This is a genomic window from Rhizobium tibeticum, assembly GCF_900110205.1.
Taxonomy (GTDB): domain Bacteria; phylum Pseudomonadota; class Alphaproteobacteria; order Rhizobiales; family Rhizobiaceae; genus Rhizobium; species Rhizobium tibeticum.
On record NZ_FOCV01000019.1, the window covers coordinates 24,411 to 49,803 of the forward strand.

The 25,393-nt window shown below is 59.6% G+C and carries 22 protein-coding genes and 1 pseudogene; 14 read left to right on the forward strand and 9 right to left on the reverse strand.

Annotated features, from left to right (window positions below):
* Positions 1–3: 3 nt before the first annotated feature.
* The 8 genes and pseudogenes from plsY to rpmG all read left to right on the forward strand — a co-directional run bounded on the left by plsY (position 4) and on the right by rpmG (position 8,889).
* The gene (plsY, locus tag BSG20_RS20245) at positions 4–624 is read left to right on the forward strand and encodes a glycerol-3-phosphate 1-O-acyltransferase PlsY (protein WP_072377953.1); all 621 of its coding nucleotides are present in this window, start codon (positions 4–6) and stop codon (positions 622–624) included.
* A gap of 84 nt (positions 625–708) precedes the next feature.
* Positions 709–1,254: pseudogene (locus BSG20_RS37605) on the forward strand (DprA-like winged helix domain-containing protein); the annotation flags it as partial.
* A gap of 186 nt (positions 1,255–1,440) precedes the next feature.
* Positions 1,441–1,674: a hypothetical protein gene (locus BSG20_RS35710; RefSeq protein ID WP_143147509.1), complete on the forward strand. Its 234-nt coding sequence runs from the start codon at positions 1,441–1,443 to the stop codon at positions 1,672–1,674.
* Entirely contained in the window at positions 1,674–4,319 is a 2,646-nt protein-coding gene (gene topA, locus BSG20_RS20255) for a type I DNA topoisomerase (RefSeq protein ID WP_072377951.1), read from the forward strand. The genes BSG20_RS35710 and topA overlap by 1 nt, the downstream gene beginning before the upstream one ends.
* 2 nt (positions 4,320–4,321) lie before the next feature.
* Positions 4,322–6,694: a ribonuclease R gene (rnr, locus tag BSG20_RS20260; RefSeq protein WP_072377949.1), complete on the forward strand. Its 2,373-nt coding sequence runs from the start codon at positions 4,322–4,324 to the stop codon at positions 6,692–6,694.
* Between the two features lie 32 nt (positions 6,695–6,726).
* Positions 6,727–7,182, forward strand: coding sequence for a DUF983 domain-containing protein (locus BSG20_RS20265; RefSeq protein ID WP_024314697.1), 456 nt, complete (start codon positions 6,727–6,729; stop codon positions 7,180–7,182).
* Positions 7,183–7,440: 258 nt separating this feature from the next.
* Positions 7,441–8,628, forward strand: coding sequence for an MFS transporter (locus BSG20_RS20270; protein ID WP_072377946.1), 1,188 nt, complete (start codon positions 7,441–7,443; stop codon positions 8,626–8,628).
* Positions 8,629–8,721: 93 nt separating this feature from the next.
* On the forward strand, positions 8,722–8,889 hold the full coding sequence (rpmG, locus tag BSG20_RS20275) for a 50S ribosomal protein L33 (RefSeq protein ID WP_003587245.1): 168 nt from the start codon (positions 8,722–8,724) through the stop codon (positions 8,887–8,889).
* Between the two features lie 709 nt (positions 8,890–9,598).
* Here the strand turns inward: rpmG and BSG20_RS20280 are convergent.
* Together BSG20_RS20280 and BSG20_RS20285 are read right to left on the reverse strand one after the other, a co-directional pair.
* Positions 9,599–10,969: a PleD family two-component system response regulator gene (locus tag BSG20_RS20280; RefSeq protein ID WP_072377944.1), complete on the reverse strand. Its 1,371-nt coding sequence runs from the start codon at positions 10,967–10,969 to the stop codon at positions 9,599–9,601.
* 18 nt (positions 10,970–10,987) lie between these two features.
* Complete coding sequence (locus BSG20_RS20285) at positions 10,988–11,359, reverse strand: response regulator (RefSeq protein WP_007531841.1); 372 nt, start codon at positions 11,357–11,359, stop codon at positions 10,988–10,990.
* 133 nt (positions 11,360–11,492) lie between these two features.
* On the opposite strand from BSG20_RS20285, the gene BSG20_RS20290 reads away from it, so the two are divergent.
* Both BSG20_RS20290 and BSG20_RS20295 read left to right on the forward strand, forming a co-directional pair.
* Positions 11,493–11,801 carry a DUF3572 domain-containing protein gene (locus tag BSG20_RS20290; RefSeq protein WP_029709995.1) on the forward strand — a complete coding sequence of 103 codons (309 nt, stop codon included), beginning with the start codon at positions 11,493–11,495 and terminating at the stop codon, positions 11,799–11,801.
* 2 nt (positions 11,802–11,803) lie between these two features.
* Positions 11,804–12,475 carry a hypothetical protein gene (locus BSG20_RS20295; protein ID WP_083539953.1) on the forward strand — a complete coding sequence of 224 codons (672 nt, stop codon included), beginning with the start codon at positions 11,804–11,806 and terminating at the stop codon, positions 12,473–12,475.
* Here the strand turns inward: BSG20_RS20295 and BSG20_RS20300 are convergent.
* Positions 12,450–13,037, reverse strand: a complete 588-nt coding sequence (locus tag BSG20_RS20300) for a GNAT family N-acetyltransferase (protein ID WP_072377942.1) — start codon at positions 13,035–13,037, stop codon at positions 12,450–12,452. The genes BSG20_RS20295 and BSG20_RS20300 overlap by 26 nt on opposite strands.
* A gap of 75 nt (positions 13,038–13,112) precedes the next feature.
* Here BSG20_RS20300 and BSG20_RS20305 point away from each other — a divergent pair, with 75 nt between their 5' ends.
* Both BSG20_RS20305 and BSG20_RS20310 read left to right on the forward strand, forming a co-directional pair.
* Positions 13,113–14,402 (forward strand): DNA polymerase IV, encoded by a 1,290-nt coding sequence (locus BSG20_RS20305; RefSeq protein ID WP_072378010.1) that lies wholly within the window; start codon positions 13,113–13,115, stop codon positions 14,400–14,402.
* 94 nt (positions 14,403–14,496) lie between these two features.
* Complete coding sequence (locus BSG20_RS20310) at positions 14,497–15,732, forward strand: L,D-transpeptidase family protein (protein WP_072377940.1); 1,236 nt, start codon at positions 14,497–14,499, stop codon at positions 15,730–15,732.
* A 2-nt stretch (positions 15,733–15,734) separates the two neighbouring features.
* Here the strand turns inward: BSG20_RS20310 and dnaE are convergent, their stop codons facing one another.
* Positions 15,735–19,235, reverse strand: coding sequence for a DNA polymerase III subunit alpha (dnaE, locus tag BSG20_RS20315; protein WP_072378008.1), 3,501 nt, complete (start codon positions 19,233–19,235; stop codon positions 15,735–15,737).
* A gap of 304 nt (positions 19,236–19,539) precedes the next feature.
* Here dnaE and BSG20_RS20320 point away from each other — a divergent pair, with 304 nt between their 5' ends.
* A complete protein-coding gene (locus BSG20_RS20320) occupies positions 19,540–20,124 on the forward strand; it encodes a hypothetical protein (RefSeq protein WP_072377938.1) in 585 nt (194 codons plus the stop codon).
* A gap of 71 nt (positions 20,125–20,195) precedes the next feature.
* Positions 20,196–20,660: a DUF5680 domain-containing protein gene (locus tag BSG20_RS20325; RefSeq protein WP_072377937.1), complete on the forward strand. Its 465-nt coding sequence runs from the start codon at positions 20,196–20,198 to the stop codon at positions 20,658–20,660.
* Here the strand turns inward: BSG20_RS20325 and BSG20_RS20330 are convergent, their stop codons facing one another.
* From BSG20_RS20330 to mce, 5 genes are all read right to left on the reverse strand, one after another.
* Positions 20,661–21,344 (reverse strand): ABC transporter ATP-binding protein, encoded by a 684-nt coding sequence (locus tag BSG20_RS20330; protein ID WP_072377935.1) that lies wholly within the window; start codon positions 21,342–21,344, stop codon positions 20,661–20,663.
* Between the two features lie 14 nt (positions 21,345–21,358).
* Complete coding sequence (locus BSG20_RS20335; RefSeq protein WP_072377933.1) at positions 21,359–22,666, reverse strand: lipoprotein-releasing ABC transporter permease subunit; 1,308 nt, start codon at positions 22,664–22,666, stop codon at positions 21,359–21,361.
* A gap of 16 nt (positions 22,667–22,682) precedes the next feature.
* On the reverse strand, positions 22,683–24,005 hold the full coding sequence (proS, locus tag BSG20_RS20340; protein WP_072378006.1) for a proline--tRNA ligase: 1,323 nt from the start codon (positions 24,003–24,005) through the stop codon (positions 22,683–22,685).
* 574 nt (positions 24,006–24,579) lie between these two features.
* Positions 24,580–24,861 (reverse strand): DUF1467 family protein, encoded by a 282-nt coding sequence (locus tag BSG20_RS20345; protein ID WP_024314709.1) that lies wholly within the window; start codon positions 24,859–24,861, stop codon positions 24,580–24,582.
* 127 nt (positions 24,862–24,988) lie between these two features.
* Positions 24,989–25,393, reverse strand: a complete 405-nt coding sequence (mce, locus tag BSG20_RS20350; protein WP_072377932.1) for a methylmalonyl-CoA epimerase — start codon at positions 25,391–25,393, stop codon at positions 24,989–24,991.

Here is a 25,393-nt window from a genome sequence, read left to right on the forward strand (position 1 = left end):
AACATGGTCTCGGATCTCATGACGTGGCAGATCACGCTGCCGATCGCATTGGCGGCTGCCGCCATCGGCTACCTGCTCGGCTCCATCCCGTTCGGCCTGATCCTGACAAAGGCCGGTGGTCTCGGTGATCTGCGCAGCATTGGATCCGGCAATATCGGCGCGACCAACGTGCTCAGAACCGGCAATAAGAAGCTTGCCGCGGCAACGCTTCTCCTCGATGCGCTGAAGGCATCCGCAGCGGCCTGGATCGTCGGTTACTTCCTGGGCGACGAAGCAGCGCTGATCGCCGGCTTCTTCGCCTTCATCGGACACCTCTTCCCCGTCTGGATCGGCTTCAAGGGCGGCAAGGGTGTTGCCACCTATATCGGCACGCTGCTCGGCGTCGCCCCGATCATGGTTCTGGCCTTTGCCGCGGTCTGGTTGGCGGTCGCCTTCACGACGCGCTATTCGTCGCTTTCCGCACTGGTTGCAATGCTTGTCGTTCCGGTTGCATTGTGGATGCTTGGCGCCGAGAAGGTTGCAGCTGTCATGGCCATCATGACCGTCATCTCCTACTGGAAGCACAAGACCAACATCTCCCGCCTGATAAGCGGGACGGAAAGCAAGATCGGGGCGAAGGGATAGGAAGGACGCTCGCAGCGCAAGGCCAAACGCAATTGCGCTGGCGAAAACGGCAACGCATCGCGGGGCTGCGTCTTATCCGCTCCGAACGCCGGTCGGCTTGACGAAATCTGGAATGGCAACGGACTTCCCATCAGCGAAATGCCGTTCGGCTGGGAACCACGGGCACGCGACTTTCCGCGCCGAAACCGGCTGATCGCCGCGTTTCGCTCGTTCACTTATCATGGCAAGGCTTTCCGGCGCGTTCGCCAGGCGGGTGTTCGCGGTTGAGTGTTCGCCGCCCGACCCCGCCTTGTCACGGCACCAACGGATGGCTGAAAGATGGAGCAATGATATTCACCACTCCGGGTGATGTCACCGTAGCTTTGGCACCCCTCTCGCAGATCGATCGCTTCTCAGCGCCCGTCGCGGAGGAACCGGAGGGCAAGGGCTGTCGTTCGATACTGCCGTCGGTGACCCCGATCGCTCGCTCATCGTCGATTCGCTCGGCCCAACGCCTGTTGCGGCCGACGACGTCATCCGTCACACCAGCTGCCGGCGTCTTCGTTCTATCTTGCCCTGCTGGAGCTGGCTCTTGCCGGATGGCTTCATCGCCATCAAGGCGGCTTCGTCTCGCTTGCAATGGGCGACTGAGGTCCCTACATCGGGGCTTGCAATCACCGGCCTCCACATAGGCCATCTCGATCAGATAGCACAGCATATCGGCGTTCTCTCTTCCGCCATTTGCCTGATGGAAGCGATGTTCTCATGCGAGCCGGATCGTCCGGTATCTTTCTTTGCGAACTTGGCCGCCATGGGATAGTCTCTGAGGAACGAGAAATGCTGCCTTTCGGCGGGCCCGAACCACACTTCAAAAACGACACTTCAATTATCATAAATTGCAATACGCTGACTATCTCGTATTGGATGCATCTCGTTGTAATGCGTAAAAATGAAGTCAAGCCACTTGACCGAAACGATTTCCCTGTCCATGTCGAAGAACCGGTTATCTTGGCACAGCAGGGATTCCATCTGCTTATCCGCCGGTTTGGCGCATTTTTTAGAGAATCATGATGAATGTTGTAGTGGTAGAATCGCCTGCCAAGGCAAAGACGATCAACAAGTATCTGGGGCCCGGATACAAGGTGCTCGCCTCCTTCGGCCATGTCCGCGATCTGCCTGCCAAGGACGGCTCGGTTCTTCCCGACCAGGATTTCGAGATGTTGTGGGAGGTCGATGGTGCATCCGCCAAGCGGATCAAGGACATCGCCGATGCGGTGAAGTCTTCCGACGGCCTGTTCCTTGCAACCGACCCGGACCGCGAGGGTGAAGCGATTTCCTGGCACGTCCTCGACATGCTGAACAAAAAGCGCGTCCTGAACGGCAAAACGGTGAAGCGGGTCGTTTTCAACGCGATCACCAAGAAAGCCGTCCTCGATGCGATGGCCGAACCGCGCGACATCGACGTACCGCTGGTTGATGCCTATCTGGCTCGCCGCGCCCTCGATTACCTCGTCGGCTTCAACCTTTCCCCAGTTCTTTGGCGCAAGCTTCCGGGCGCGCGCTCGGCGGGCCGTGTGCAGTCGGTGGCGCTTCGCCTGGTTTGCGATCGCGAATCTGAAATCGAGCGCTTCATCTCGGAAGAATACTGGAACCTTTCGGCTCTCTTGAAGACGCCGCGGGGCGACGAATTCGAGGCAAAGCTGGTTGCAGCGAATGGCAAGCGGTTGCAGGCTCGCTCGATCGCAAACGGCGAACAGGCCGGCACACTGAAGGCGCTTCTCGAAGGTGCCGCCTATGTCGTCGACACGGTGGAGGCGAAGCCGGTCAAGCGCAACCCGGGACCGCCCTTCACAACTTCCACGCTGCAACAGGCCGCTTCATCGAAGCTCGGCTTTTCGGCGTCCCGCACCATGCAGGTTGCCCAGAAGCTCTATGAGGGCGTCGACATCGGTGGCGAGACGGTCGGTCTGATCACCTATATGCGTACGGACGGTGTGCAGATGGCGCCCGAAGCCATTGATGCGGCACGGGCGGCCATCGTCGATCAATTCGGCCAACGCTACATGCCGGAGAAGGCGCGCTTCTATTCCACCAAGGCGAAGAACGCCCAGGAAGCCCACGAAGCGATCCGGCCGACCGACTTTAATCGCTCGCCCGATCGAGTGCGTCAGTTCCTCGATGCCGACCAGTTAAGGCTTTACGACCTGGTCTGGAAGCGTGGTATCGCGAGCCAGATGGCCTCGGCGGAGATCGAACGCACGACGGCTGAGATCACCGCCGACAACAACGGCCAGACGGCCGGTCTGCGCGCTGTCGGCTCCGTCATCCGCTTCGACGGTTTCATCGCCGCCTATACTGACCAGAAGGAGGACGGCGAACAGAGCGACGACGGCGACGAAGAAGGCCGCCTCCCCGAGATCAACGCCCGCGAAAACCTCGCGAAGCAGAAGATCAATTCGACCCAACACTTCACCGAGCCGCCGCCGCGCTACTCGGAAGCGTCGCTCATCAAGAAGATGGAAGAGCTCGGCATCGGGCGTCCGTCTACCTACGCCGCGACGTTGGCGACACTACGTGACCGAGAATACGTGACCATCGACAAGCGGAAGCTCATTCCGCAGGCGAAGGGCCGGCTGGTGACTGCCTTCCTCGAAAGCTTCTTCACCAAGTACGTCGAGTACGACTTCACGGCAGACCTTGAAGAGAAGCTCGACCGGATCTCGGCGGGTGAACTGAACTGGAAGCAGGTCCTGCGCGATTTCTGGAAGGACTTCTTCTCCCAGATCGAGGACACGAAGGAGCTTCGCGTCACCAACGTTCTCGACTCGCTCAACGAGGCGCTGGCGCCGCTTGTTTTCCCGAAGCGCGAAGATGGCGGGGATCCGCGCATCTGTCAGGTTTGCGGCACCGGCAATCTTTCGCTGAAGCTGGGAAAATACGGCGCCTTCGTCGGCTGCTCGAATTATCCAGAATGCAACTATACCCGTCAGCTTTCGTCCGAAGGCGGTTCGGAAGCCGAAGGCACTGGGCTGAACGAGCCGAAGAATCTCGGCACCGACCCGGTGACCGGCGAGGAATTGACGCTGCGTTCCGGACGCTTCGGCCCCTACATTCAGCGTGGCGACGGCAAGGATGCCAAGCGTGCTTCCCTGCCGAAGGGCTGGAAGCCTGAGGATATCGACTACGAAAAGGCAATGGCATTGATTTCGCTGCCACGCGATATCGGCAAGCACCCGGAAACCAGCAAGATGATTTCCTCCGGCATCGGGCGCTATGGACCGTTTCTCTTGCACGATGGCGGCTACGCCAATCTCGAAAGCGTCGAGGACGTGTTCTCAATTGGTCTTAACCGCGCCGTCACCGTGATCGCCGAGAAGGCGAGCAAGGCACCGGGCGGGCGGGCGTCAGCGGCAGCCCTGAAAGAGCTCGGCGACCATCCGGATGGCGGCGCAATCACCATTCGCGACGGCAAGTATGGCCCCTATGTGAACTGGGGCAAGGTCAACGCGACGCTGCCGAAGGGCACCGATCCGCAGGCTCTGACAGTCGAGGAAGCGCTCGCGCTGATCGCCGCAAAGGCAGGCAAGGCACCGGCTTCGAAGAGCAAGGCAAAACCGAAGGCAAAGGCGGCGGCGGCCGAAACGAAGACGTCAAAGACTGCCGCCAAGCCGAAGGCGACGAAGGCCAAGGCGCCGGCAAAGACGAAAAAGAGCTGAGAGTGAGCAAAATCCCGCGGGAAAGAATGAAGGGCATGGGCAAGCGCCCGGGCAAGATTGGACATTCCAGCCAGCCACCCGCCGCCGATCCACTGAACATCGCCCATGGCGCGCTGCCCTCCCGTGAGGTTATCCTGCGTTTCATCGCCGATCATCCGCAGAAAGCGTCGAAGCGCGAGCTGGCGAAGGCGTTCGGGCTGAAAGGCGAAAGCCGCGTCGAGCTCAAGCACCTGCTGCGCGAACTGGAGCAGGAAGGCATGCTCCAGAAGACGCGCAAGTCGCTAATCCGGCCGGGAGCCTTGCCGCCCGTCACCGTGCTTGACATCACGACACGCGACAAGGACGGCGAACTGATCGGCCGGCCGGCGGAGTGGCCCGATGACCAGGGCGTCGCGCCTGCCGTCGCCATCCGCCAATCGACCTCTCCCGCGGGACGCAATGGCAAGGGCAAGGCGCCCGTTGCCGGCATGGGCGATCGCATTCTAGCGAAGATCTTTCCGGCCGCCGACCGCGGCGGACCGGCCTATACCGCGCGTATCATCAAGATCCTCGACAAGCGCCGCACCGCCAGCATGGGCGTCTTCAAGGATGCGCCGGGTGGAGCCGGACGTCTGCTCCCGATCGACCGGCGCGGCGAGGAAATGGTCATCGACCCTGACTATAAGGGCGAGGCCAAGGACGGCGATCTCGTCGAGGTCGAAGTTGCACGTCTTGGGCGCTTCGGCCTGCCGCGCGCCAAGGTGCTGTCGATCATCGGTTCTGTCGCGTCAGAGAAGGCGATCTCGATGATCGCCATCCATGCGCATGGCATTCCCCACATATTCCCGCCCGCAGTTGTCGCCGAGGCGGATGATGCCAAGCCCGCGACGATGTCGCATCGCGAAGATTGGCGCGATGTCCCACTCATCACCATCGATCCGGCCGACGCGAAAGACCATGACGACGCGGTCTATGCCGAGACAGATCCTTCAGCTGACAATCCGGACGGCGTCATCGTCACCGTCGCCATCGCCGACGTTTCCTATTACGTGCGCCCGAACTCGCCGCTCGACCGCGAGGCCTTGAAGCGCGGCAACTCGGTTTATTTCCCCGACCGGGTTGTGCCGATGCTGCCAGAGCGGATTTCGAACGATCTCTGCTCGCTGAGAGAAGGCCTGGACCGCCCGGCGCTTGCCGTTCGCATGGTGTTTTCGAAGGACGGCCGCAAGATCGGCCATACCTTCCATCGCATCATGATGAAGAGTGCGGCAAAGCTCTCCTACCAGCAGGCACAGGCAGCGATCGACGGAAAACCCGACGACAAGACGGGACCGCTTCTTGAACCCATTCTGAAGCCGCTCTGGAATGCCTACGGGGTGATGACGCGCGGGCGCGAACGACGTCAGCCGCTCGAACTCGACATGCCTGAGCGCAAAATCCTGCTGAAGCCGGATGGCACCGTGGACCGCGTCTTCGTGCCGCCACGCCTCGACGCGCACAAGCTGATCGAAGAAATGATGATCCAAGCAAACGTTTCGGCAGCCGAGACGTTGGAGAAGAAGCGGCAGGTATTGATCTACCGAATTCATGACGGGCCGACGCTTGCCAAGCAGGAAGTGGTGCGTGAGTTTCTGGCGACCCTTGGCATATCGCTCGCCAAGGGCGGCAACATGCGCGCCAACAATTTCAACATGATCCTTGCCAAGGCCGATGATACCCCGCATCAGACGATGGTCAACGAGATGGTTTTGCGCTCGCAGAGCCAGGCAATCTACAGCCCCGAGAACATCGGGCACTTCGGCCTGAACCTGATGAAGTACGCGCACTTCACCTCGCCGATCCGTCGCTATGCGGACCTCATCGTCCATCGTGCGCTGGTCGGCTCGCTCGGCTTCGGCGAAGGCGGCATCACACCCGATGAGGAAGGGGTGCTCGACGACATCGCCGCCGAGATCTCCACCTTCGAGCGGCGAGCCATGGCTGCCGAGCGCGAAACAATAGACCGCCTGATTGCCCATCATCTTGCCGGCCGCGTCGGCGAGGAATTCGAAGGACGCGTATCAGGTGTGACGAAATCGGGACTATTTGTCACTCTCCCGGACTATGGAGCGGACGGCTTCGTTCCTATATCTACGCTCGGAACGGACTACTTCATCTACGATGAGGCGCACCAAGCGCTGTCTGGCGAAAAGACCGGGCTCGGATATCGCCTTGGCGACAGTGTCACGGTCAAGCTTGCAGAAGCCATTCCGCTTGCCGGTGCGCTACGCTTCGAGATGATCAGCGAGGGGCGAAAGATGCCGACCGCTGTACGTTCGTTCCACAAGGCGGGCCGGCGCGACGCAAGCCGCGCGCGCAAAAAGGCCGGAACAAGGCCGCCAAGAGGGCGGCGATAGGCGTGTAGGGACGCCGCGAAAGGAAACGAACCATGACGACCACCTCGAGCGACCAGGCAATCCGTTACGGAGGCAGCGACGAGGTTGAGCGTCCGCTCGGCCGCTCTATCAAGCGCGGCATGCTGAACACCTGCCCCGCATGCGGCAGCGGCAAACTCTTCAAAAGCTTCCTGAAGCCGGTCGACAATTGTGCTGCCTGCGGCGAAGCCATGCACCACCATCGCTCGGACGACCTGCCGCCCTACCTCGCGATCGTGGTCATCGGCCACCTCATCATCGGCGGCTACATGGCAACTGACCTCGTTTGGCCAATGCCCCTCTGGCTCACCTTCGCGATCTGGACGCCCATCACCCTGATCGCCACGCTGCTGATCATCCAGCCGATCAAAGGCGGCGTCATCGGCCTGCAATGGGCGTTGAAGATGCACGGCTTCGGTGGCCAAACCGACGATCATGACGCCTACGAGATACCGGGCCGCAAACGCTAGGCGTACCTGCCCCTTCACCTTCACGACACAATTGACGTGTAGTGGCACGCCCCAAAGGCGCTGCGGTTCCGCGGGGCGAAATCTCATGCGTATTCGGTAAGCTTCTTTGACGATACCAATTCAAGTTCATCCAGGTTATTGCCGCCAGCGCGTTTCATCTTGTAAAGCACAGCCGTCACTTGGATTTGGCACGACTGTGCCTTTCTATGGTGCTGCGCGGTGAGCGATTCTGTGCAGCAGGTCTCTAAGGATGCGTATATGTCTCAGCCGCGAAACGGCACAACACCAGGCGATGTCGAAGAAATTCATTGGCCTTCGCTGGTGGCAGCCGTCTCGTCCATCTCCGCTGTCGGCATAGCCATCGGCCTCGGGCTTCCGCTTCTCAGCATCATTCTCGAAAAACGCGGCATTCCCTCGACGCTTATCGGATTGAACACGGCTATGGCCGGGGTTGCCGCGATGGCGGCTGCCCCGATCACCACGAAATTGGCGCACAAGTACGGCGTCGCCCCGACCATGATCTGGGCCGTCGTGATTTCAGCGGTCAGCGCGCTCGGCTTCTACTACGCCCAGGACTTCTGGATGTGGTTTCCGCTGCGTTTCGCCTTTCACGGCGCGACAACGACGCTGTTCATCCTATCGGAGTTCTGGATCAACGCCGCCTCGCCGCCCTCAAAGCGCGGTTTCGTGCTCGGTATCTATGCGACGGTCCTCTCGTTCGGGTTTGCAGGCGGGCCGCTCCTCTTTTCGATTCTCGGCAGCGATGGCATCCTGCCGTTTGCTGTCGGCGCAGGCGCCGTTCTGTTGGCTGCCATCCCGATCTATATCGCTCGGTACGAAAGCCCGGTTCTCGAAGAGAAGCCGGAGCTGCATTTCATGCGCTATGTCTTCCTGGTCCCGACCGCAACGGCTGCGGTCTTTATCTTCGGGGCCGTTGAAGCCGGTGGCCTAGCGCTGTTCCCAATCTATGCAGTGCGCGCCTCCTTTACCGAATCGCAGGCAGCCCTGCTGCTGACCGTCATGGGAATCGGCAATGTGATCTTCCAGATCCCCGTCGGCCTGTTATCGGACCGCATGAAGGACAAGCGGCCGCTGCTGGCCGCCATGGCATTCATGGGCCTCATCGGCTCCCTGATGCTGCCGGTCCTCGTGCACAGCTGGGTTCTGATGGCGACGGTACTCCTTTTCTGGGGAGGGTGTGTCGCGGGGCTCTATACAGTGGGCCTCAGTCACCTGGGCTCGCGCTTGACCGGCTCCGACCTCGCGGCCGCCAACGCCGCCTTTGTGTTTTGTTATGCGGTGGGCACCGTGGCCGGACCGCAGGTGATCGGCGCAGCCATCGACGTTGCCGGCAATGACGGTTTCGCCTGGGCGATCGCCGGATTCTTCGGCCTTTATGCCCTGCTTTCCGCCATCAGGCTGCTTTTCCTCCGAAAGCGGGCTTGACTTTTCGGGCGGGATTCGTAGTTTCGCGCCAGAATTTGCCGTGGAGCCTATCCGGCCTGCCACGGCTTTCATTTTATTAAAGGCAGGACGACCATGGCCAAGGCTACCACAATCAAGATCAAGCTGCTGTCGACGGCCGACACCGGTTTCTTCTACGTCACGACGAAGAACAGCCGTACGATGACGGACAAGATGACGAAGACCAAGTACGACCCGATTGCAAAGAAGCACGTCGAGTTCAAGGAAACCAAGATCAAGTAATCGCTGGATCTGACGTTTTTCAAGAAGGCGCGCGCCCACCGGCTGCGCGCCTTTTTGTTTGCCGGCTTTGCTGTCTGGTTCGAGGCACAGAAACAGAAACGCCGTCCCTCCTGAAAATGCGGAAAGGACGGCGTTTACTCGAAAGGGGGTCGACCGGCAAGCAACGCGGCACGAGGAACCGCTTAATGTTGCGAACCAGCCGACCGACCCCACGACCCAGGAGATGCGGCGGACCTGAGCATCATGGGGTATCCCGGACTCCTCACAGGGAGTACTTATCTCTTATGGCCCGATAATTTGCTCGAAAATGAAAGAAAATCAACAAATTCTTAATGGTTAGATTTCCGAGGTTGATTCCATGGTTAAAAGTACGGCTTTGGGACAATTTTTAGAGTTTCGAGTCGCCTCCGACGGCAAGAATAGCGCCAAATTGACAAAGAAGCGCGAAACTATAGACCAATAGTATTAGCTTGAGCCATTACGCCTCGAAGCTCGGTTATCGAAGCTACTTGCGAAATGCCGGCTAAATCTGATTGATCCTCACATTTTCCGCTGAAGCCCGTGCCCCATCTGCTTGGCGCGATATCAAAAGCCAACAAATGTTGGGGGAAAATGGCCGGCTTTGTATTCGAGTTGCTTGGCTGCTGCGCATCGGCAGGCATGAATCAAGTAGCTGTGGATGACCCAAAATGCTTCAAAGACGTGTTACTCAAGCCGCGGCGACGACGCGATTTCGGCCGCCCGTTTTTGCCTCGTAGAGCGCCAGATCGGCCTGCTTCATCAACTGTCCTGGAGTGATGATGGAGGAGATCCGTGACGAAATTCCGAATGAAGCCGTGACGCTCAACTCCTGCCCCGATGACTTCAGCAGGAACGGTACCGTGTCGACCGCCGAGCGCAACCGCTCCGCGACGGCTGCAGCGACTTCTGGCGAGGTATCCGGCATGATTACCACGAATTCCTCGCCGCCGTAGCGGCAAGCAAGATCGGCACCACGGACGGTGGAACGGATGCGGCTCGCGAACTCCCGCAGCACATCGTCCCCCGCATCATGCCCATAGGTGTCGTTGACCTGTTTGAAGCGATCGATGTCGGTGATCAGCACCGATAGCGGACGACCCCGCGCCATCGAGCGATTGAACAGCGTGCTCAAGTGATTATCCAGGTAGCGGCGATTGCTGAGCCCGGTCAACGGATCCGTGACCGCAAGCTCGATCGTCTGCTTCACGCTCGCGCGCAAACGATCATTGTAGCGCTTGCGACGCATCTGCGTCAGGCTGCGTGCCACCAGTTCGTTGGAATCGACCGGGCGAACGATATAGTCGTTAACGCCGAGTTCCAACGCCCGGATCGCCATGTCGTCGTCGCCCTGCTCGGTGATGATCAGTATCGGCAGAAAACGGGTGCGCTCCAACGAGCGGAGCTGTGAACACAGGCGCAGCGGATCGTAATCCTCGAAGTTGGCGTTGACGATGACGAGTTCAAACGGATTTTCCGAGGCCTCGAAGAGAGCCGCCTGCGGATCCGAGATTGCGGAGACATCGGCGACAGGCTTCAGCGCCTTGATGATACGTTCCTGGGAGTTGGCACGCCCATCGACCAGCAGTACCTGGCCCGATTCGTCGCCCCGCCCCTCACCCGACCGCAGCAGTTCGTCGATCCCCATCGTCTGGGCGGTTTCAGCGCGAATGCGCAGTTCATCGCTGAGCGTCTTCAGCCGCAAGAGGCTCTTCACCCGCGAAATCAGTTGAAGGTCATTGACCGGCTTGGTGAGAAAGTCATCGGCGCCGGCCTTCAGGCCACGCACGCGGTCAGTCGGCTGATCCAAAGCCGTCACCATGACGACGGGTATGTGCGAGGTCTTTGGATTGGCCTTCAGGCGCTCGCACACTTCGAAGCCGTCCATCCCCGGCATCATGATATCTAGGAGGACAAGATCGACCTGGTTCCGCTCGCATATTGCCAGGGCCTGATAGCCGTCGCCGGCGGTCAATACATCGAAATACTCGGCGACTAGCCGCGCTTCGAGCAACTTGACGTTGGCCGGAATGTCATCAACCACCAGAATGCGCGCAGTCATAGGCTTCTTTCCGATGCGTCAGGCATCGCCCAGATAGGTCTTGATCGTCTCGATGAATTTGGGAACGGAGATGGGTTTGGAGACATAGGCCTCGCAGCCGCCCTGGCGGATGCGCTCCTCGTCTCCTTTCATGGCGAATGCTGTGACGGCGATAACAGGAATGACGTGCAGATCATCGTCTTCCTTCAGCCATTTGGTGACCTCGAGACCAGAAACCTCAGGGAGCTGAATGTCCATCAGAATCAGATCAGGCCGGTATTTACGAGCTAGATCAAGGGCTTCCATGCCGTTTCGGGTCTGGATCGTCGTGTAGCCAGACGCCTCGATAAGGTCGCGAAAGAGCTTCATGTTGAGCTCGTTATCTTCTACAATCATCACCTGTTTGGGCATGACACGCGTCCTACGTCCGTTCTGGTAACCGCTTCCCCGCATGAAGAAGGCTTATGCGACGGCATGGTTCCATAGAACCGATGGCTGCAGGCTAGCGGTATTTGGTTGAAAAATAGGTAATTTACCCCGAGAAATGCAAAGCAACTTCAAGACTTCGAAACAACTCGCGGCCGATCCGCAGCAGACTGCGATCGCCGTTCTCGCCTGGCTTGCCAACGAACCGGATTTGTTCGGCCGTTTCCTTGCATTGACCGGCGTCGAACCGGCGCAAGTGCGCGGTGCACTCAAGGAGCCCGGATTTCTCTCCGGCATGATGGATTTCATCATGCAGCACGAGCCGACGGCCATGGCCTTTTGCCAGGCGACCAACACCGCACCCGACGTCTTGAACGCGGCATGGCTGCACTTTTCGCCACCCGGATTGGGCTCGGGAGAATATTGAGCATGGATATGGCAACCAACGCCAGCCAGATTCGCCTCGGCGACCGGCCGTTGATCGTCTGCGACATCGACGAAGTGGTTCTCGAATTCCTCTCGCCGTTTACCGCTTTCCTTCGCTCGCACAGTTACGACCTCCTGCCCCGCTCGTTCCGGCTCTACGGCAATATTGTCTCGCTCCTCGACGGCAGCGAATTGGACAAGGCCGCAGTCGATTCGTTCGAAGAGGTGTTCTTCGCAAACCAGCACCTCTGGCAGACGCCGGCGGAAAGGGCGGTGGAAACGCTGCGGGCGCTCTCCGATGACGCCGACGTCGTCTTCCTGACTGCGATGCCGCCTCGGCACCACGCAATCCGGCGCAAATTGCTCGATCAGCTCGACCTCTCTTTCGACCTGATCGCCACGCAGGAGCCGAAAGGGCCTGTTGTCGCCAGGCTGCATGATCGCAGAAGCCTGCCTGTCGCCTTCATCGATGATATGCAACGCAATCTCCTTTCCGTTGCCGATCATGTGCCCGAGTGCCTGCTCCTGACCATGATGGCCAACGCCGATTTCAAGCCGTTCGCACCACCGCCGGTTGGAAGCATCGTGGCCGCCGCCGGCTGGGAACATGCTGCAGACCTACTGAGGGCGCATTTCTCGGCGGATATTCTCAAGATCGCAAATCCAGCCGCATGAGCGGCCGGCCATCCTTTCTCCTTGCCACAGTTTCAAATCCGGCCGCATCGAAGATCGCCGTGGACCCCGTACAGAGCGTCACCGACCTCGATTGCTTGACGTGGTCGATCGGACAGCCCTCGAGATAGCGAGCACCGTGACGCCGCGCATGGTCTATCGCACCGGCAAGAAGGCGATGGCTGAGCCCCTGCCCTCGCAAATCCGACTTCAGGAAAAAACAGCTCACGGCCCAGAATGACGGATCGTGTGCATCGCGTTCTTCCACCGGTCGGGACACGGTGCGTGGCGAATTGAATTGCGGCACGTCGTGCCTCGATCCGACCTGGACCCAAGCGACCGGCTCGTCATCAGCATAGGCCAGGATGCCTGGCGGCGGGCCGACAGCTATTCGGCCCTGCATGTGCGATTTTCGCTCTCCCGGCCCCATTTTCGTTCGCACGGCATGAGGCAAGCGCAGGGCAACGCACCAGCAGTCATAGAAGGCTCCGCGAGGACCGAAGAGCCGCTCGAAGTCATCCCACCGGTTTGCGGTCACCGGCTCGAAACGGAGATCGATATCCAATGCAAACCTCCTCGCCTCTCTTGAGACTCAAAAGCTTAGAGGCTAATGTTGCGATGTTCAATCTTTGTTCTGGTCATGACACTTGCGTACGCCAAGACACCCGGCTTCTGTCGCGACTGCCTTGCCGAGCAGAAGGCCGAAACGCGCCGCTGCGCGGCGTGCGGAAGTCCCCGTCTTGTGCGGCACCAGGAGCTGTACGAGCTGACGCTGGCGCACATCGACTGTGACGCCTTCTATGCGACGATCGAGAAACGTGACAATCCCGAGCTCGCCGACAAGCCTGTCATCATCGGTGGCGGCAAGCGCGGGGTGGTCTCGACCGCCTGCTACATTGCGCGCATTCACGGCGTTCGTTCTGCGATGCCGATGTTCAAGGCCCTGGAGGCCTGTCCTCAGGCAGTGGTTATTCGGCCCGACATGGAAAAATACGTCGAGGTCGGACGCAAGGTCCGCACCTTGATGCAGGAACTGACGCCGCTCGTTCAACCGCTTTCGATCGACGAGGCGTTCCTGGAGCTCGGCGGCACCGAGCGGCTGCATCACGATCCGCCGGCGCGCACGCTTGCCAAATTCGCCCAGCGCATCGAGAAAGAGATCGGCATAACCATTTCTGTCGGCCTCTCCTATTGCAAGTTTCTCGCGAAAGTCGCGTCCGACCTGGAGAAGCCTCGCGGCTTCTCTGTCATCGGCCGGGAGGAGGCTGTTTCCTTCCTCGCACCGCGACCGGTGACGACGATCTGGGGCGTCGGCAAGGCGTTTGCAGCAACGCTGGAGGCCGATGGCATCCACACGATCGGCCAGTTGCAGGAGATGGAAGAAGGCGACCTCATGCGCCGATATGGCAGCATGGGGCAGCGTCTGGCACGCCTTTCCCGTGGCGTCGACGACCGCGAAGTGCATCTCAACGACGTCGCAAAGAGCGTCTCATCCGAAACAACCTTCTTCGACGACATTTCCCGCTATGACGAACTCCTTCCGATCCTCCGCAGTCTTTCCGAAAAGGTCTCGTGGCGGCTGAAGAAGCACGGCATTGCCGGCCAGACGGTGGTTCTGAAAATGAAGACGGCGGACTTCAAGCAACGCACGCGCAATCGCAAGCTCGAAGACCCGACCCAACTTGCCGACCGGATCTTCCGCACCGGGCTGGACCTTTTGGAGAAAGAAACGGACGGCACGAAGTTTCGTCTGATCGGCATTGGCGTGACCGATCTTTGCGATCCCGCAAGGGCAGATCCGCCCGACCTCATCGATGTGCAATCGGGCCGCAGGGCGGCGGCCGAAGCGGCGATGGACAAGCTGCGCGACAGGTTCGGCAAAGGAACCGTCCAGACCGGATATACTTTTGGGGGAAAGCGCGATCACTAGTATGTGAGCCTGCCTCAAGGTCCTTTGTTTCAAGTTTTCCTTAAGCTTCGCCGATTAGGCTGGCGCTTCACGTATTGCGTATCGGTTGAGTCATATGTTGTCGCGTCTCGTTTTTGGCCTCGGCTTGCTGTCGGCCACCGCACTCGTGCACCCTGCGCTCGCGGCGGATGCACGCACGTTGCAGATCTTCGTATCGAAGGATGCGCAATCGCTCACGCTCTACGAGGGCACCGAGGTCGTGGCGACCTCGAAGGTCTCGACGGGGAAACCGGGCCATACAACGCCGAGCGGCATCTTTTCCGTCATCGAGAAGCAGAAATATCACGAGTCCAACCTCTATTCGGCTGCACCGATGCCCTTCATGCAGCGGCTGACTTGGTCTGGTATCGCGCTTCACGAGTCCAATTCCGTGCCGCGATACCCCGCGTCACACGGCTGCGTCCGCATGCCGGCAGCCTTTGCCAAGCAGCTCTATGAAATGACAGAGATGGGCGTTCCGGTTGTCATTACCGACGCGGAAGTGACGCCGGAACCGATCGATCATCCGGCGCTCTTCCGGCCGGACATGCCGGAGCCCCCGGCGCTGCTTTCCGACGCTGCTTTGCGGCCGGCGATCGGGCAGGCCCCCGTTCAGGTCGCCATGAACGACGTCGCACTACCGGCTGCCCAGACCCCGGCGGCAAGGGCTCCCGCCAACGATACGCCGATCCGTATTCTCATGACGCGCCGCAGCCTGCGCGAGGAGATCATTGACCTTCAAACATACCTCAATGAGCTCGGATTTGCCGTGGGTGAGCCGGATGGCTTCCTCGGACCAGAAACGCTGCAGGCAATCAGCGATTTCAAGTTGCAGCATCCAGTTGAGCCAACCGCAGACAAGTCACCGGCAAGTGACGTGCTCATCCGAGCCGTCTATGCCGCGGCGGGCAAGGGAACGCCTCCGAATGGAGTCATCATGATCCGCCAAGGTTTCCAGCCTGTTCTTGAAGCGCCGATCTCGATTGAAAATCCTGGCCTTGCCCTCGGTACGCATTTCTTCATGGCACGCAGTGTCGATTTCGAAACAGGCTCGGCGGACTGGATGGGTGCGACGCTTCCCACCACGCTCTCGCGCGCAACCATGACGCGGCTCGGAATCAGCAGCCTCGAAAGCTCGATCATCAGCGGCACGCCGATCGCCAATGCTCTGAGCCGTATCCATATTCCCGCGGAGACGCGGCGCAAGATCGACGCCATGTTGACCCGCGGCTCGACACTGACGATCTCCGACACCGGCCTCGGAGCCGAGACCGGCAAAGGAACCGACTTCATCACGGTTACCAAAAGCTGACGTCAGACCAACTCGACGTCAACGACACCGGGTGCTGCGCGAAGCGCCGCGGCAATTTCGGGCGTGATGCGATACTTCTGCGGGAGTTCAACCTCCACCTCGCGCTTGCCCTCCTCCTTGATCACGATGAATGAGACCAAGCCATCGCCCTTGGCGTTCAGGTGCGCCGCGACCGCGCGCAGCGGCCCGCAATCGCGCACGTAGACGCGCAGGGCCTTCTGCATCTGCAGCGATTTCTCTTCCAGCGACTGGATGGTCTGCAGCCGAAGGCCGACGCCTTCCGGCCGCTCCTCCCCCGTCGCCGTGATCACGAAGGACTTTCCGGACTCCAGTACGTCACGGTATTGGTTCAGCATCTCAGAAAACAACACCGCTTCGAACTGACCCGATGAATCCGAAAACACGATGATGCCCATCTTGTTGCCGGTCCTCGTCTTGCGCTCCTGCTTGGAAATGACCGTCCCTGCAAGGCGGCCGTTGCTCGCTCCCTGCTTCACTGCCGCCGAAAACTCGGCGAAGGTCTGCACGCGCATCTTCTGCAGAATGTTCTGGTAGCTATCGAGCGGATGCGCGGTCAAATAGAAGCCAAGGACCTGGAACTCCTTGAGCAGCTTCTCAGAGGCCAGCCACGGCGAAAACGGCGGCAGCGAGATTTTCTCGGGGCCTGACGAAAGAGCGCTGCCGAAGATATCGGACTGGCCGCTCAGCTTGTTTTCCTGTGCACGCTGGGCATAACCCATGATGCGATCGAGACCGCCTGCCAGTTGCGCGCGATCGAGCCCGAAACAATCGAACGCACCGGCGAAGATCAGGCTTTCCAGCACGCGACGGTTCACCTGCCGCGGGTCGATGCGCAGGCAGAAATCTTCAAGGCTTGCGAACGGCGTGTCGCCGCGGACCTCCACGATATGATCGACGGCCGATTCACCGACCCCCTTCAACGCTGCCAGCGCATAATAGATCCTGTTGTCGCCAGTCTCGAAATGACGGAACGAGGTCTGCACCGAGGGCGGGATCACCTCGATCTCGAGGCGCTTGGCGTCCTGGCGGAAGTCGTTGACCTTTTCGGTGTTCGACATATCGAGCGTCATCGACGCGGCAAGGAACTCGACCGGATAATGCGCCTTCATATAGGCAGTCTGATAGGAGACGATCGCGTAGGCGGCGGCGTGCGACTTGTTGAAGCCGTAGTTAGCGAACTTGGCGAGTAGTTCGAAGATGTTGTCAGCCTGCGGCTTCGACACGCCGTTCTTCACGGCACCATCGACGAAGCGCTCGCGCTGTTGGTCCATCTCCGCCTTGATCTTCTTACCCATGGCGCGGCGCAGAAGGTCGGCTTCGCCGAGCGAGTAGCCGGACAGGACCTGGGCGATCTGCATCACCTGCTCCTGGTAGACGATAACCCCTTGCGTCTCCTTCAGCAGATAGTCGATCGTCGGATGGATCGACTCGACTTCTTCCTCGCCGTGTTTGCGGGCGTTGTATGTCGGGATGTTCTCCATCGGGCCCGGGCGATAAAGTGCCACGAGCGCGATGATATCCTCGACGCAGTCCGGCTTCATGCCGATCAGCGCCTTGCGCATGCCCGCACTTTCCACCTGGAACACGCCGACCGTTTCGCCCCGCGAGAGCATCTCGTAAGTCTTCTTGTCGTCGAGCGGTATCGAGGCCAGGTCGACATTGATGCCGCGCTTGGCGACGAAATCGACCGCTACCTTCAGCACCGTCAGCGTCTTCAACCCGAGGAAGTCGAACTTGACGAGGCCGGCCTGCTCGACCCACTTCATGTTGAACTGGGTGACGGGCATGTCGGAGCGCGGATCGCGATACATCGGCACCAGCTTCGACAGCGGGCGGTCGCCGATGACGATACCGGCGGCGTGGGTGGAGGCGTGGCGGTATAGGCCCTCGATCTTCTGGGCAATGTCGAGCAGGCGCGCGACGACAGGCTCCTTGCCGGCCTCCTCCTGCAGCTTCGGCTCTTCCTCGATCGCCTTCGACAGCGGCGTCGGGTTGGCCGGGTTGTTGGGAACCAGCTTGCAGATCTTATCGACCTGTCCGTACGGCATTTCCAGCACACGGCCGACATCTCGCAACGCGGCGCGAGCCTGCAGCGAACCGAAGGTGATGATCTGCGCGACCTGCTCGCGGCCGTATTTGCGCTGGACGTAGCGGATCACCTCTTCGCGGCGATCCTGGCAGAAGTCGATGTCGAAGTCGGGCATCGAGACGCGTTCCGGGTTGAGGAAGCGTTCGAAGAGCAGCGAAAAACGCAGCGGATCGACGTCGGTGATCGTCAGGGCATAGGCGACCAGCGACCCAGCACCCGAACCACGGCCCGGGCCGACGGGAATATCATGCTGCTTTGCCCATTTGATGAAATCAGCAACGATCAGGAAGTAGCCAGGAAACTTCATGCGTTCGATAACGCTAAGCTCGAACTCCAGCCGTTCGCGGTATTCCTTCTCCTCGTAACCAGGCGACATGCCGAGCGTGGCGAGGCGATTGTCCAGCCCTTCCTCCGCCTGCCGGCGCAGTTCGAGCGCCTCTTCGCGTTCCGCTTCCTCGGGATCGGTCGTGGCGCCCGTGAAGCGCGGCAGGATCGGCTTGCGCGTCTTGAGGATGAACGAGCAGCGGCGGGCGATCTCGATGGTGTTTTCCAGCGCTTCCGGCAGATCCGCAAACAGCTTCGCCATTTCGGCGCGGCTCTTGAGGTAGTGATCCGGCGTCAGGCGAAACCGCGTGTCGTCGGAGACGATGGCATTGTGGGCCACCGCCATCAGCGCGTCGTGCGCATCGTAGTCGTCACGGGTCGGGAAGAACGCTTCGTTGGTGGCGACCAGCGGCAGATCGTGCTCATAGGCAAGGCCAACGACCTTCTGTTCATGGCGTTTGTCATAGGTGCCGTGACGCTGCAGTTCGACATAGAGACGGTCGCTGAAATGGCGCTTCAGCAGCAGGAGGCGTGCTTCTGCCAGCGCTGCGTGCCCATCCTTCAGCGCCAGATCGATCGGCCCGGTCAAGGCACCTGTCAAAGCGATCAGGCCGTCCGCTCCGATCTCATCGAGCCAGGAGGCACGAATGTGGATCGACTGACCGTTGCCCTCACCGCCGAGATAGGCCCGACTGACGAGATCAACCAGTCGCTCGTACCCGGCGTCGGTGGCGGCCAGCAGCACCAAGGACGGGAGCTTGACGAGCGCCTGCTGTCCGCCGCGCCGCTCCGTCTCAAGGCCGTCTTCCATGTCGATCGAGACCTGGCAGCCGATGATCGGCTGCAGACCTTCATCCATCGCCTTCTGTGAGAATTCGAGGGCGACAAACAGATTGTTGGTGTCGGTGATCGCGATCGCCGGCTGGCTGTCGCCCGATGCCTTGTAGAGGATCTTCTTCAGCGGCAGCGCGCCCTCGAGCAGCGAATAGGCCGAGTGGACACGAAGGTGAACAAAGCCCGGCGTACCGCCGATAAAACCGCTCGCCGCGTCTTTCTCCGCACTCGCCATGACATGCCTTCCGATCACCTGAATCAATCGGGTGCATTCTCAGCATTGAGGGGTCGATGTCCAGAGAAGGGAGTGCGTTTGGACCGCATGGCAGCCATGCGGTCCCCGGAATTCTCACATTGCCATGCAGATTAGCGAGAAGCTGGCAACGAACATTGCGATGGAGGTGAATGCTGCGATATCACGGATCATGTCAGTCATTTGGCTCTCCTGTTCTCTTATGTTTTTAATTTGTTCTGCTATTGTTCTATTGTCAACAGGATTCTTTTCCGCTCTGCTGGCCGCATGGCGATGGGAGAAAAGCATGTTTAAGTTTGTATTAATTGCTGGATTGGCGCTATCCACGGCGTTTACCGCCCGAGCCGAGCAGATTGATCCTGCACGCATCGTCGACGCGGCGATGGGCGATTGGGATGGCGACGGGCGGGCGGATCTTGCAATGTTGGTTGCTCCAGTCGACAGCGCCAGCGATGATCAAATCGGCATCTACATCTATCTTCGCGACGCCGACCACGAACTCCTGCGACTTTCGCTGAGCGCGCCAAACAAGATTTGGGGCAGCACCAGTGCTGATGGGGTCTTCGGCCAGGAGCCGTCGTTGAAAGCCGTCGGCAAGTCCTCGATCGCGATACACTCGCAGAACAGCGCCATCGGCCGCGATCGCTGGGACCAAACGCTGACGATCGCCTATCGCAACAAGCAGTTCGTCGTGGCCGGTTACACTTACAATCACTACGACACGCTCGACCCCAACGCCGGCAGCTCCTGCGACTACAACGCGTTGGCTGGCAAGTTGCAGAAGAATGGCAAGGACGTCAAAACCGAGCCCCGTGTCATCCCGATCGCCCAGTGGAACGACGACACAGGGCAATCGATCTGCGGGCAATAGCTTTCGTTCTGATTTTGTTTTTTACAGTTGGCACCGTTGTTGAGACGCTGCCGAGCGGGAGGCAACAGGCCATGAATATTGCCGCATTGAACAGTTTTATCGTCGAGGCGAAGGCCAACACCTATGTCGGCGGCGGAATTCCTTCGCCGGCCTGCCGGACGGGATCGCACGACATCGGCTATCAGCGCGGCGGGTGGCGCTATCTCGACAGCTATTTCGGCGGAACCGATTTCGCCGGGCAGGAAGTGGTCTGGCTGGATGGCGAGCCGATCTGGGCGATGAACTACTTCGGACGCATCGTCGAGCATGCGCTGATTGATGGAGAACGGGCGGGGACCGTCATTAAGGCTGCGCTGTCGAAAATGTATGGCGAATACCGACGCTTTCTCGGCGGCATGGAATTCGAGCATGCCTTCGGTTTCTATGCCGATCAAAGCACGGGCGACTGCAGTCATTTCAGCGGCCGCGAAGTGATCGTCGTGAACGAGCGCAGGGCCTACGAATTGGACTACCGTGGCGGTCTCATCCACCGCTGATCAGAAATCCACGACCTTGCCGTCGGCGATCGTGACGCGCCGGTCCATGCGGCCGGCGAGTTCGTGATTGTGGGTCGCGATTAGCGCCGCCAGGCCAGATTGGCGCACCAGTGCTTCTAACGCGTCAAAGACATAGCTTGCGGTTTCCGGATCGAGGTTGCCTGTGGGCTCGTCCGCCAGGAGCAGGCTCGGCGCATTGGCGACGGCGCGGGCAATCGCCACGCGCTGCTGTTCGCCCCCGGAAAGCTCCCCGGGGCGATGCGCGCCGCGATGGCCGATCCGCATGTAGTCGAGCAACTGGCCCGCCCGCTCCTTTGCTTCCTTGCGCGGCAGGCCGGCGATCATCTGCGGCATCATGATGTTCTCGATCGCGGAGAATTCCGGCAGCAGATGATGAAACTGGTAGACGAAGCCGATTTCATTGCGACGGATCGTGGTGCGCTTGTCGTCCGGCAAGCCGTCGCAGGCATTGCCATTAATCGTCACCTCGCCGCCATCGGGATGCTCAAGCAGGCCTGCAATATGCAGCAGCGTCGATTTTCCCGTGCCTGATGGCGCGACGAGGGCTACGATTTCACCGCTGTTCAACGTAAAATCCGCACCCTTGAGGATCGAGAGCAGCGTCTCGCCCTGGCCGTAGTGGCGCTCGACGCCGGAAAGCTTGAGAACGGTATTCCGTTTCATGAACAGGGCATTCCTTATTCGTAGCGCAGGGCCTGCACGGGATCGAGCTTGGAGGCTCGCCATGCCGGGAAGATCGTCGCGATGAAGGACAGCGTCAGGGCCATAATCACGACCGACAGCGTTTCGCTGAAGCTCATTTCGGCTGGCAGCTGGCTGAGGAAATAAAGCTGCGGATCAAACAGCACTGTGCCGGAAACCCACGAGAAAAACTCGCGGATCTTCTCGATGTTGACGCAGACGAGAACGCCGAGCAAGACACCGGCCAGCGTGCCAACGACACCAATGGCGGCGCCCGTCATGAAGAAGATGCGCATGATCGCGCCGGAAGTCGCGCCCATCGTGCGCAGGATGGCGATATCGCTGCCCTTGTCCTTCACCAGCATGATGAGGCCGGAAATAATGTTGAGCGCAGCAACGAGCACGATGAGCGTCAGGATCATGAACATGACGTTGCGTTCGACCTGCAGGGCCGAGAAGAAGGTCTGGTTGCGTTGGCGCCAATCGGAAATCGCGATCTGACGACCGGCCGCGGCTTCAACCTTCGGCCGCATATTGTCAATGTCGTCGGGATTGTCGACGAAGAGCTCGATGGATTGAACCAGTCCCTCGGCATTGAAATAGAGCTGCGCCTCCTCGAGCGGCATGTAGATGATCGTCGCGTCGTATTCGGACATACCGATCTCGAAAGTACCCGAGACCTTGTAGGACTTCACGCGCGGATTGACGCCCATCGGCGTAATGTCACCTTCCGGAGACATCAACGTGATCGTATCCCCCGCCTGGAGTCCGAGCTGTTCGGCCATGCGCGAGCCGACCAGCACGCCTTGTCCGGCGGCAAAGCCGACCAGATCACCGGACTTGATGTTGCCGGAGACGGTTTTCACCTTGTCCAAATCTTCCGGTCGGATACCACGCACCAGCGCACCTGTGCCGGCTCCGCTTGGCCCGGCAGCGAGCGTCTGGCCTTCCACCAGCGGCAGTGCCATTTTAATGCCCGGCACGCCAGCAAGCCTATCGGTCAGCGCCGGATAGTCGGTGAACGGCGTATCGACCGGTTGAACGATCATGTGACCGTTGATGCCAAGAATGCGAGAGATCAGCTCCGTGCGGAATCCGTTCATCACCGCCATGACGATGATGAGCGTAGCAACGCCAAGCATGATGCCGATGAAGGAAAAGCCGGCGATCACCGAAATAAACGCCTCCTTGCGGCGGGCGCGCAGATAGCGCCACGCCACAAGCCGTTCGAAGGCGGAAAATGGCCGGCTGGCCGGCGCCGAGCCGGATTTAGAACCCTGCTGGCTCACCGCTACATCTGCCATCCTGCCTCCCGCCTTCTCAGCCCAAGAGCTTGTTGATCGCCGCGTCGATGGTCATCGTTTCGCGGGCGCCCGTCTTGCGGTCCTTCACTTCGACTTCGCCGCTCGCGACCGCGCGCGGGCCGGCAACGATCTGCAGTGGAACGCCGATCAGGTCGGCGGTCGCGAATTTCGTCCCGGCACGGTCGTCCGTATCGTCATAGAGAACGTCCTTGCCGGCGTTCGAGAGTGCCGCATAGATCTTCTCGCAGGCAGCATCGCACGCCGCATCACCGGCCTTCATGTTGATCACGATAGCATCGAACGGCGCCACGGACGCCGGCCAGATGATTCCGTTCTCGTCATGCGATGCTTCGATGATGGCGGGAACAAGGCGGGTTGGGCCGATCCCGTAGGAACCCATGTGGACAGTATGCTCCTTGCCATCCGGACCCTGCACCTTCGCGCCCATCGGCTCCGAATACTTTGTGCCGAAGTAGAAGATATGGCCCACTTCAATGCCGCGCGCGGAGAGGCGGTGCCCTTCGGGAACCTCGTTGAACGCAGCTTCGTCGTGCATCTCCGATGTCGCGGCATAAAGCGATGTCCACTTGTCGAAGACCGCCTTCAGACCTTCGACGCTGTCAAAGTCGGTATCTTCCGCAGGGATATCGAAATTGACGAAGTCCTTGTGGCAGAACACTTCGGATTCGCCGGTGTCGGCCAGGATGATGAATTCGTGGCTGAGATTGCCGCCAATCGGACCGGTATCGGCGCGCATCGGGATGGCGCGCAGGCCGAGGCGGTCGAAGGTGCGCAGATACGCGGCGAACATCTTGTTGTAGGAGTGCTCTGCAGCTTCGCGCGTCAGGTCGAATGAATAGGCGTCCTTCATCATGAACTCGCGCGAGCGCATGGTGCCGAAGCGCGGACGGATCTCGTCGCGGAACTTCAGCTGGATGTGATAAAGGTTGAGCGGCAGGCTCTTGTAGGACTTCACGTAGGACCGGAAGATATCCGTGACCATTTCCTCATTCGTCGGGCCGTACAGCATCGGACGGTCCTGACGATCCTTGATGCGCAGCATTTCCTTGCCGTAGGCGTCGTAGCGCCCGCTTTCCTGCCAGAGCTCTGCCGACTGCAGCGTCGGCATGGAGAGCTCTATCGCGCCGGTGCGGTTCTGCTCCTCGCGGATGATGTTGTTGACCTTGTCAAGCACACGCTTTCCAAGCGGCAACCAGGAATAGATACCCTGCGACTGCTGCCGGATCATGCCGGCACGCAACATCAACCGATGGGAGACGATTTCCGCCTCCTTGGGATTTTCCTTGAGGATAGGCATGAAATAGCGAGACAGGCGCATGGCGAATTCCAGAGCGTTGAGAGACCGCATGTCGCGGAATCGAAGGCGATCACAAATATTGGCAGCGTTCATAGCTGCTTCGCGAAAGGAAAGAAACCCGCGACGGGCCGAAGCGGCCTTCCGTTAAAGCAAGTTCGCACTTGCGAAGCAGACAAAGTAAGAAAAAGGCGGAATTATAATGGTTTGTACGAAATTCTTATCAACAGAAAAAATTTGCTGGAGTGTAGCAAAAATGCAAAAAAACCTGATGACAAAGCCCATTCTTTGAGCTAGTTTTAGCCCACAAAACAGGCAGGGAGCTCAAATCCCTGTCGATTTCGCGGTCAAGTCTTGGGAGGATCAGATCTTAGGCGCGCTTGTCGCAGCCCCGGCAACGGATAAGGATCACGCGATACTTAAAACAAGGCTTTCAGCCTTGTTTTTTTTTGGCTTTTTCTACCCATATCCGCTTTGCAACGCCCTTCACTACCGTAGCGTAAGGCCCCCGTTCCGTTACGGCACCTCCATGCCGCAACTTCATGACATGTGTATGACGGCCAAAATCTGCATTCGCCCAAAAACTGGGCAAACGCCCTTAGACGTTTGAGAATGAAGGGCCAATCTGCGGCAGGGCGTCGAAGCCCCACCCGAAGTAGTTCGAAGCAATGTACCACAACGCGTAGATGACGGCGGAGATGAGTGTCGTCATCGAGAAAACAAATACTGGCCGGAACCGGGTCGGCGCGCTGTGAACGGTTCCCAACACGATATCGTTGTCTTCCGCTTGCGTGCGCAGGCCGATCGGTAGGACGGCAAAGAGGGTAATCCACCACACGATAAAGTAGACGGCGAAGCCCTGTAGAAATGTCTGCAGCATCGAAACGGTCCCACTTTGCGACTATCGCAACTGTCGTGCTTATAGGCCGGAATGTCCGTCAACTCAAAGCGGGTTTGAACCACTTGCTGACATTTGCCGGATTTGTGTCACTCTGCCGCAGGCTTGCTCAGACCTGCTCCAGTTCGATGAGTGTCCCAAAGAAATCCTTCGGATGCAGGAACAGCACTGGCTTGCCATGCGCGCCAATCTTCGGCTGGCCGTTGCCGAGTACCCTTGCACCGCCCCGGATCAACTGATCGCGAGCAACGAAGATATCGCCGACTTCGTAGCAGATATGGTGCATTCCACCGGATGGGCTCTTCTCCAGGAAAGCCGCGATCGGCGAGTCCGTTCCCAACGGCTGCAGGAGTTCTATTTTGGTATTCGGCAGCTCCACGAAGACGACGGTGACGCCGTGTTCCGGCAGAGCTTGCGGGGCCGAGACGGTTGCGCCGAGTGTGTCCCGATACGCGGTCGTTGCGGCCGCAAGGTCGGGAACAGCGATAGCAACGTGGTTGACCCGGCCGAGCAT

Excerpts from the sequence above, each read along its gene's own strand:
- BSG20_RS20305 (WP_072378010.1), top strand. The coding sequence starts at position 13,113 with ATGACACTTGCGTACGCCAAGACACCCGGCTTCTGTCGCGACTGCCTT.
- BSG20_RS20335 (WP_072377933.1), bottom strand. The coding sequence starts at position 22,666 with ATGGCAGATGTAGCGGTGAGCCAGCAGGGTTCTAAATCCGGCTCGGCG.
- BSG20_RS20310 (WP_072377940.1), top strand. The coding sequence starts at position 14,497 with ATGTTGTCGCGTCTCGTTTTTGGCCTCGGCTTGCTGTCGGCCACCGCA.
- BSG20_RS20295 (WP_083539953.1), top strand. The coding sequence starts at position 11,804 with ATGGATATGGCAACCAACGCCAGCCAGATTCGCCTCGGCGACCGGCCG.
- BSG20_RS35710 (WP_143147509.1), top strand. The coding sequence starts at position 1,441 with ATGCTGCCTTTCGGCGGGCCCGAACCACACTTCAAAAACGACACTTCA.
- dnaE (WP_072378008.1), bottom strand. The coding sequence starts at position 19,235 with ATGGCGAGTGCGGAGAAAGACGCGGCGAGCGGTTTTATCGGCGGTACG.
- BSG20_RS20290 (WP_029709995.1), top strand. The coding sequence starts at position 11,493 with ATGCAAAGCAACTTCAAGACTTCGAAACAACTCGCGGCCGATCCGCAG.
- plsY (WP_072377953.1), top strand. The coding sequence starts at position 4 with ATGGTCTCGGATCTCATGACGTGGCAGATCACGCTGCCGATCGCATTG.
- BSG20_RS20325 (WP_072377937.1), top strand. The coding sequence starts at position 20,196 with ATGAATATTGCCGCATTGAACAGTTTTATCGTCGAGGCGAAGGCCAAC.
- proS (WP_072378006.1), bottom strand. The coding sequence starts at position 24,005 with ATGCGCCTGTCTCGCTATTTCATGCCTATCCTCAAGGAAAATCCCAAG.
- topA (WP_072377951.1), top strand. The coding sequence starts at position 1,674 with ATGAATGTTGTAGTGGTAGAATCGCCTGCCAAGGCAAAGACGATCAAC.
- BSG20_RS20345 (WP_024314709.1), bottom strand. The coding sequence starts at position 24,861 with ATGCTGCAGACATTTCTACAGGGCTTCGCCGTCTACTTTATCGTGTGG.
- BSG20_RS20330 (WP_072377935.1), bottom strand. The coding sequence starts at position 21,344 with ATGAAACGGAATACCGTTCTCAAGCTTTCCGGCGTCGAGCGCCACTAC.
- BSG20_RS20285 (WP_007531841.1), bottom strand. The coding sequence starts at position 11,359 with ATGCCCAAACAGGTGATGATTGTAGAAGATAACGAGCTCAACATGAAG.
- BSG20_RS20265 (WP_024314697.1), top strand. The coding sequence starts at position 6,727 with ATGACGACCACCTCGAGCGACCAGGCAATCCGTTACGGAGGCAGCGAC.
- mce (WP_072377932.1), bottom strand. The coding sequence starts at position 25,393 with ATGCTCGGCCGGGTCAACCACGTTGCTATCGCTGTTCCCGACCTTGCG.
- rpmG (WP_003587245.1), top strand. The coding sequence starts at position 8,722 with ATGGCCAAGGCTACCACAATCAAGATCAAGCTGCTGTCGACGGCCGAC.
- BSG20_RS20280 (WP_072377944.1), bottom strand. The coding sequence starts at position 10,969 with ATGACTGCGCGCATTCTGGTGGTTGATGACATTCCGGCCAACGTCAAG.
- BSG20_RS20270 (WP_072377946.1), top strand. The coding sequence starts at position 7,441 with ATGTCTCAGCCGCGAAACGGCACAACACCAGGCGATGTCGAAGAAATT.
- BSG20_RS20320 (WP_072377938.1), top strand. The coding sequence starts at position 19,540 with ATGTTTAAGTTTGTATTAATTGCTGGATTGGCGCTATCCACGGCGTTT.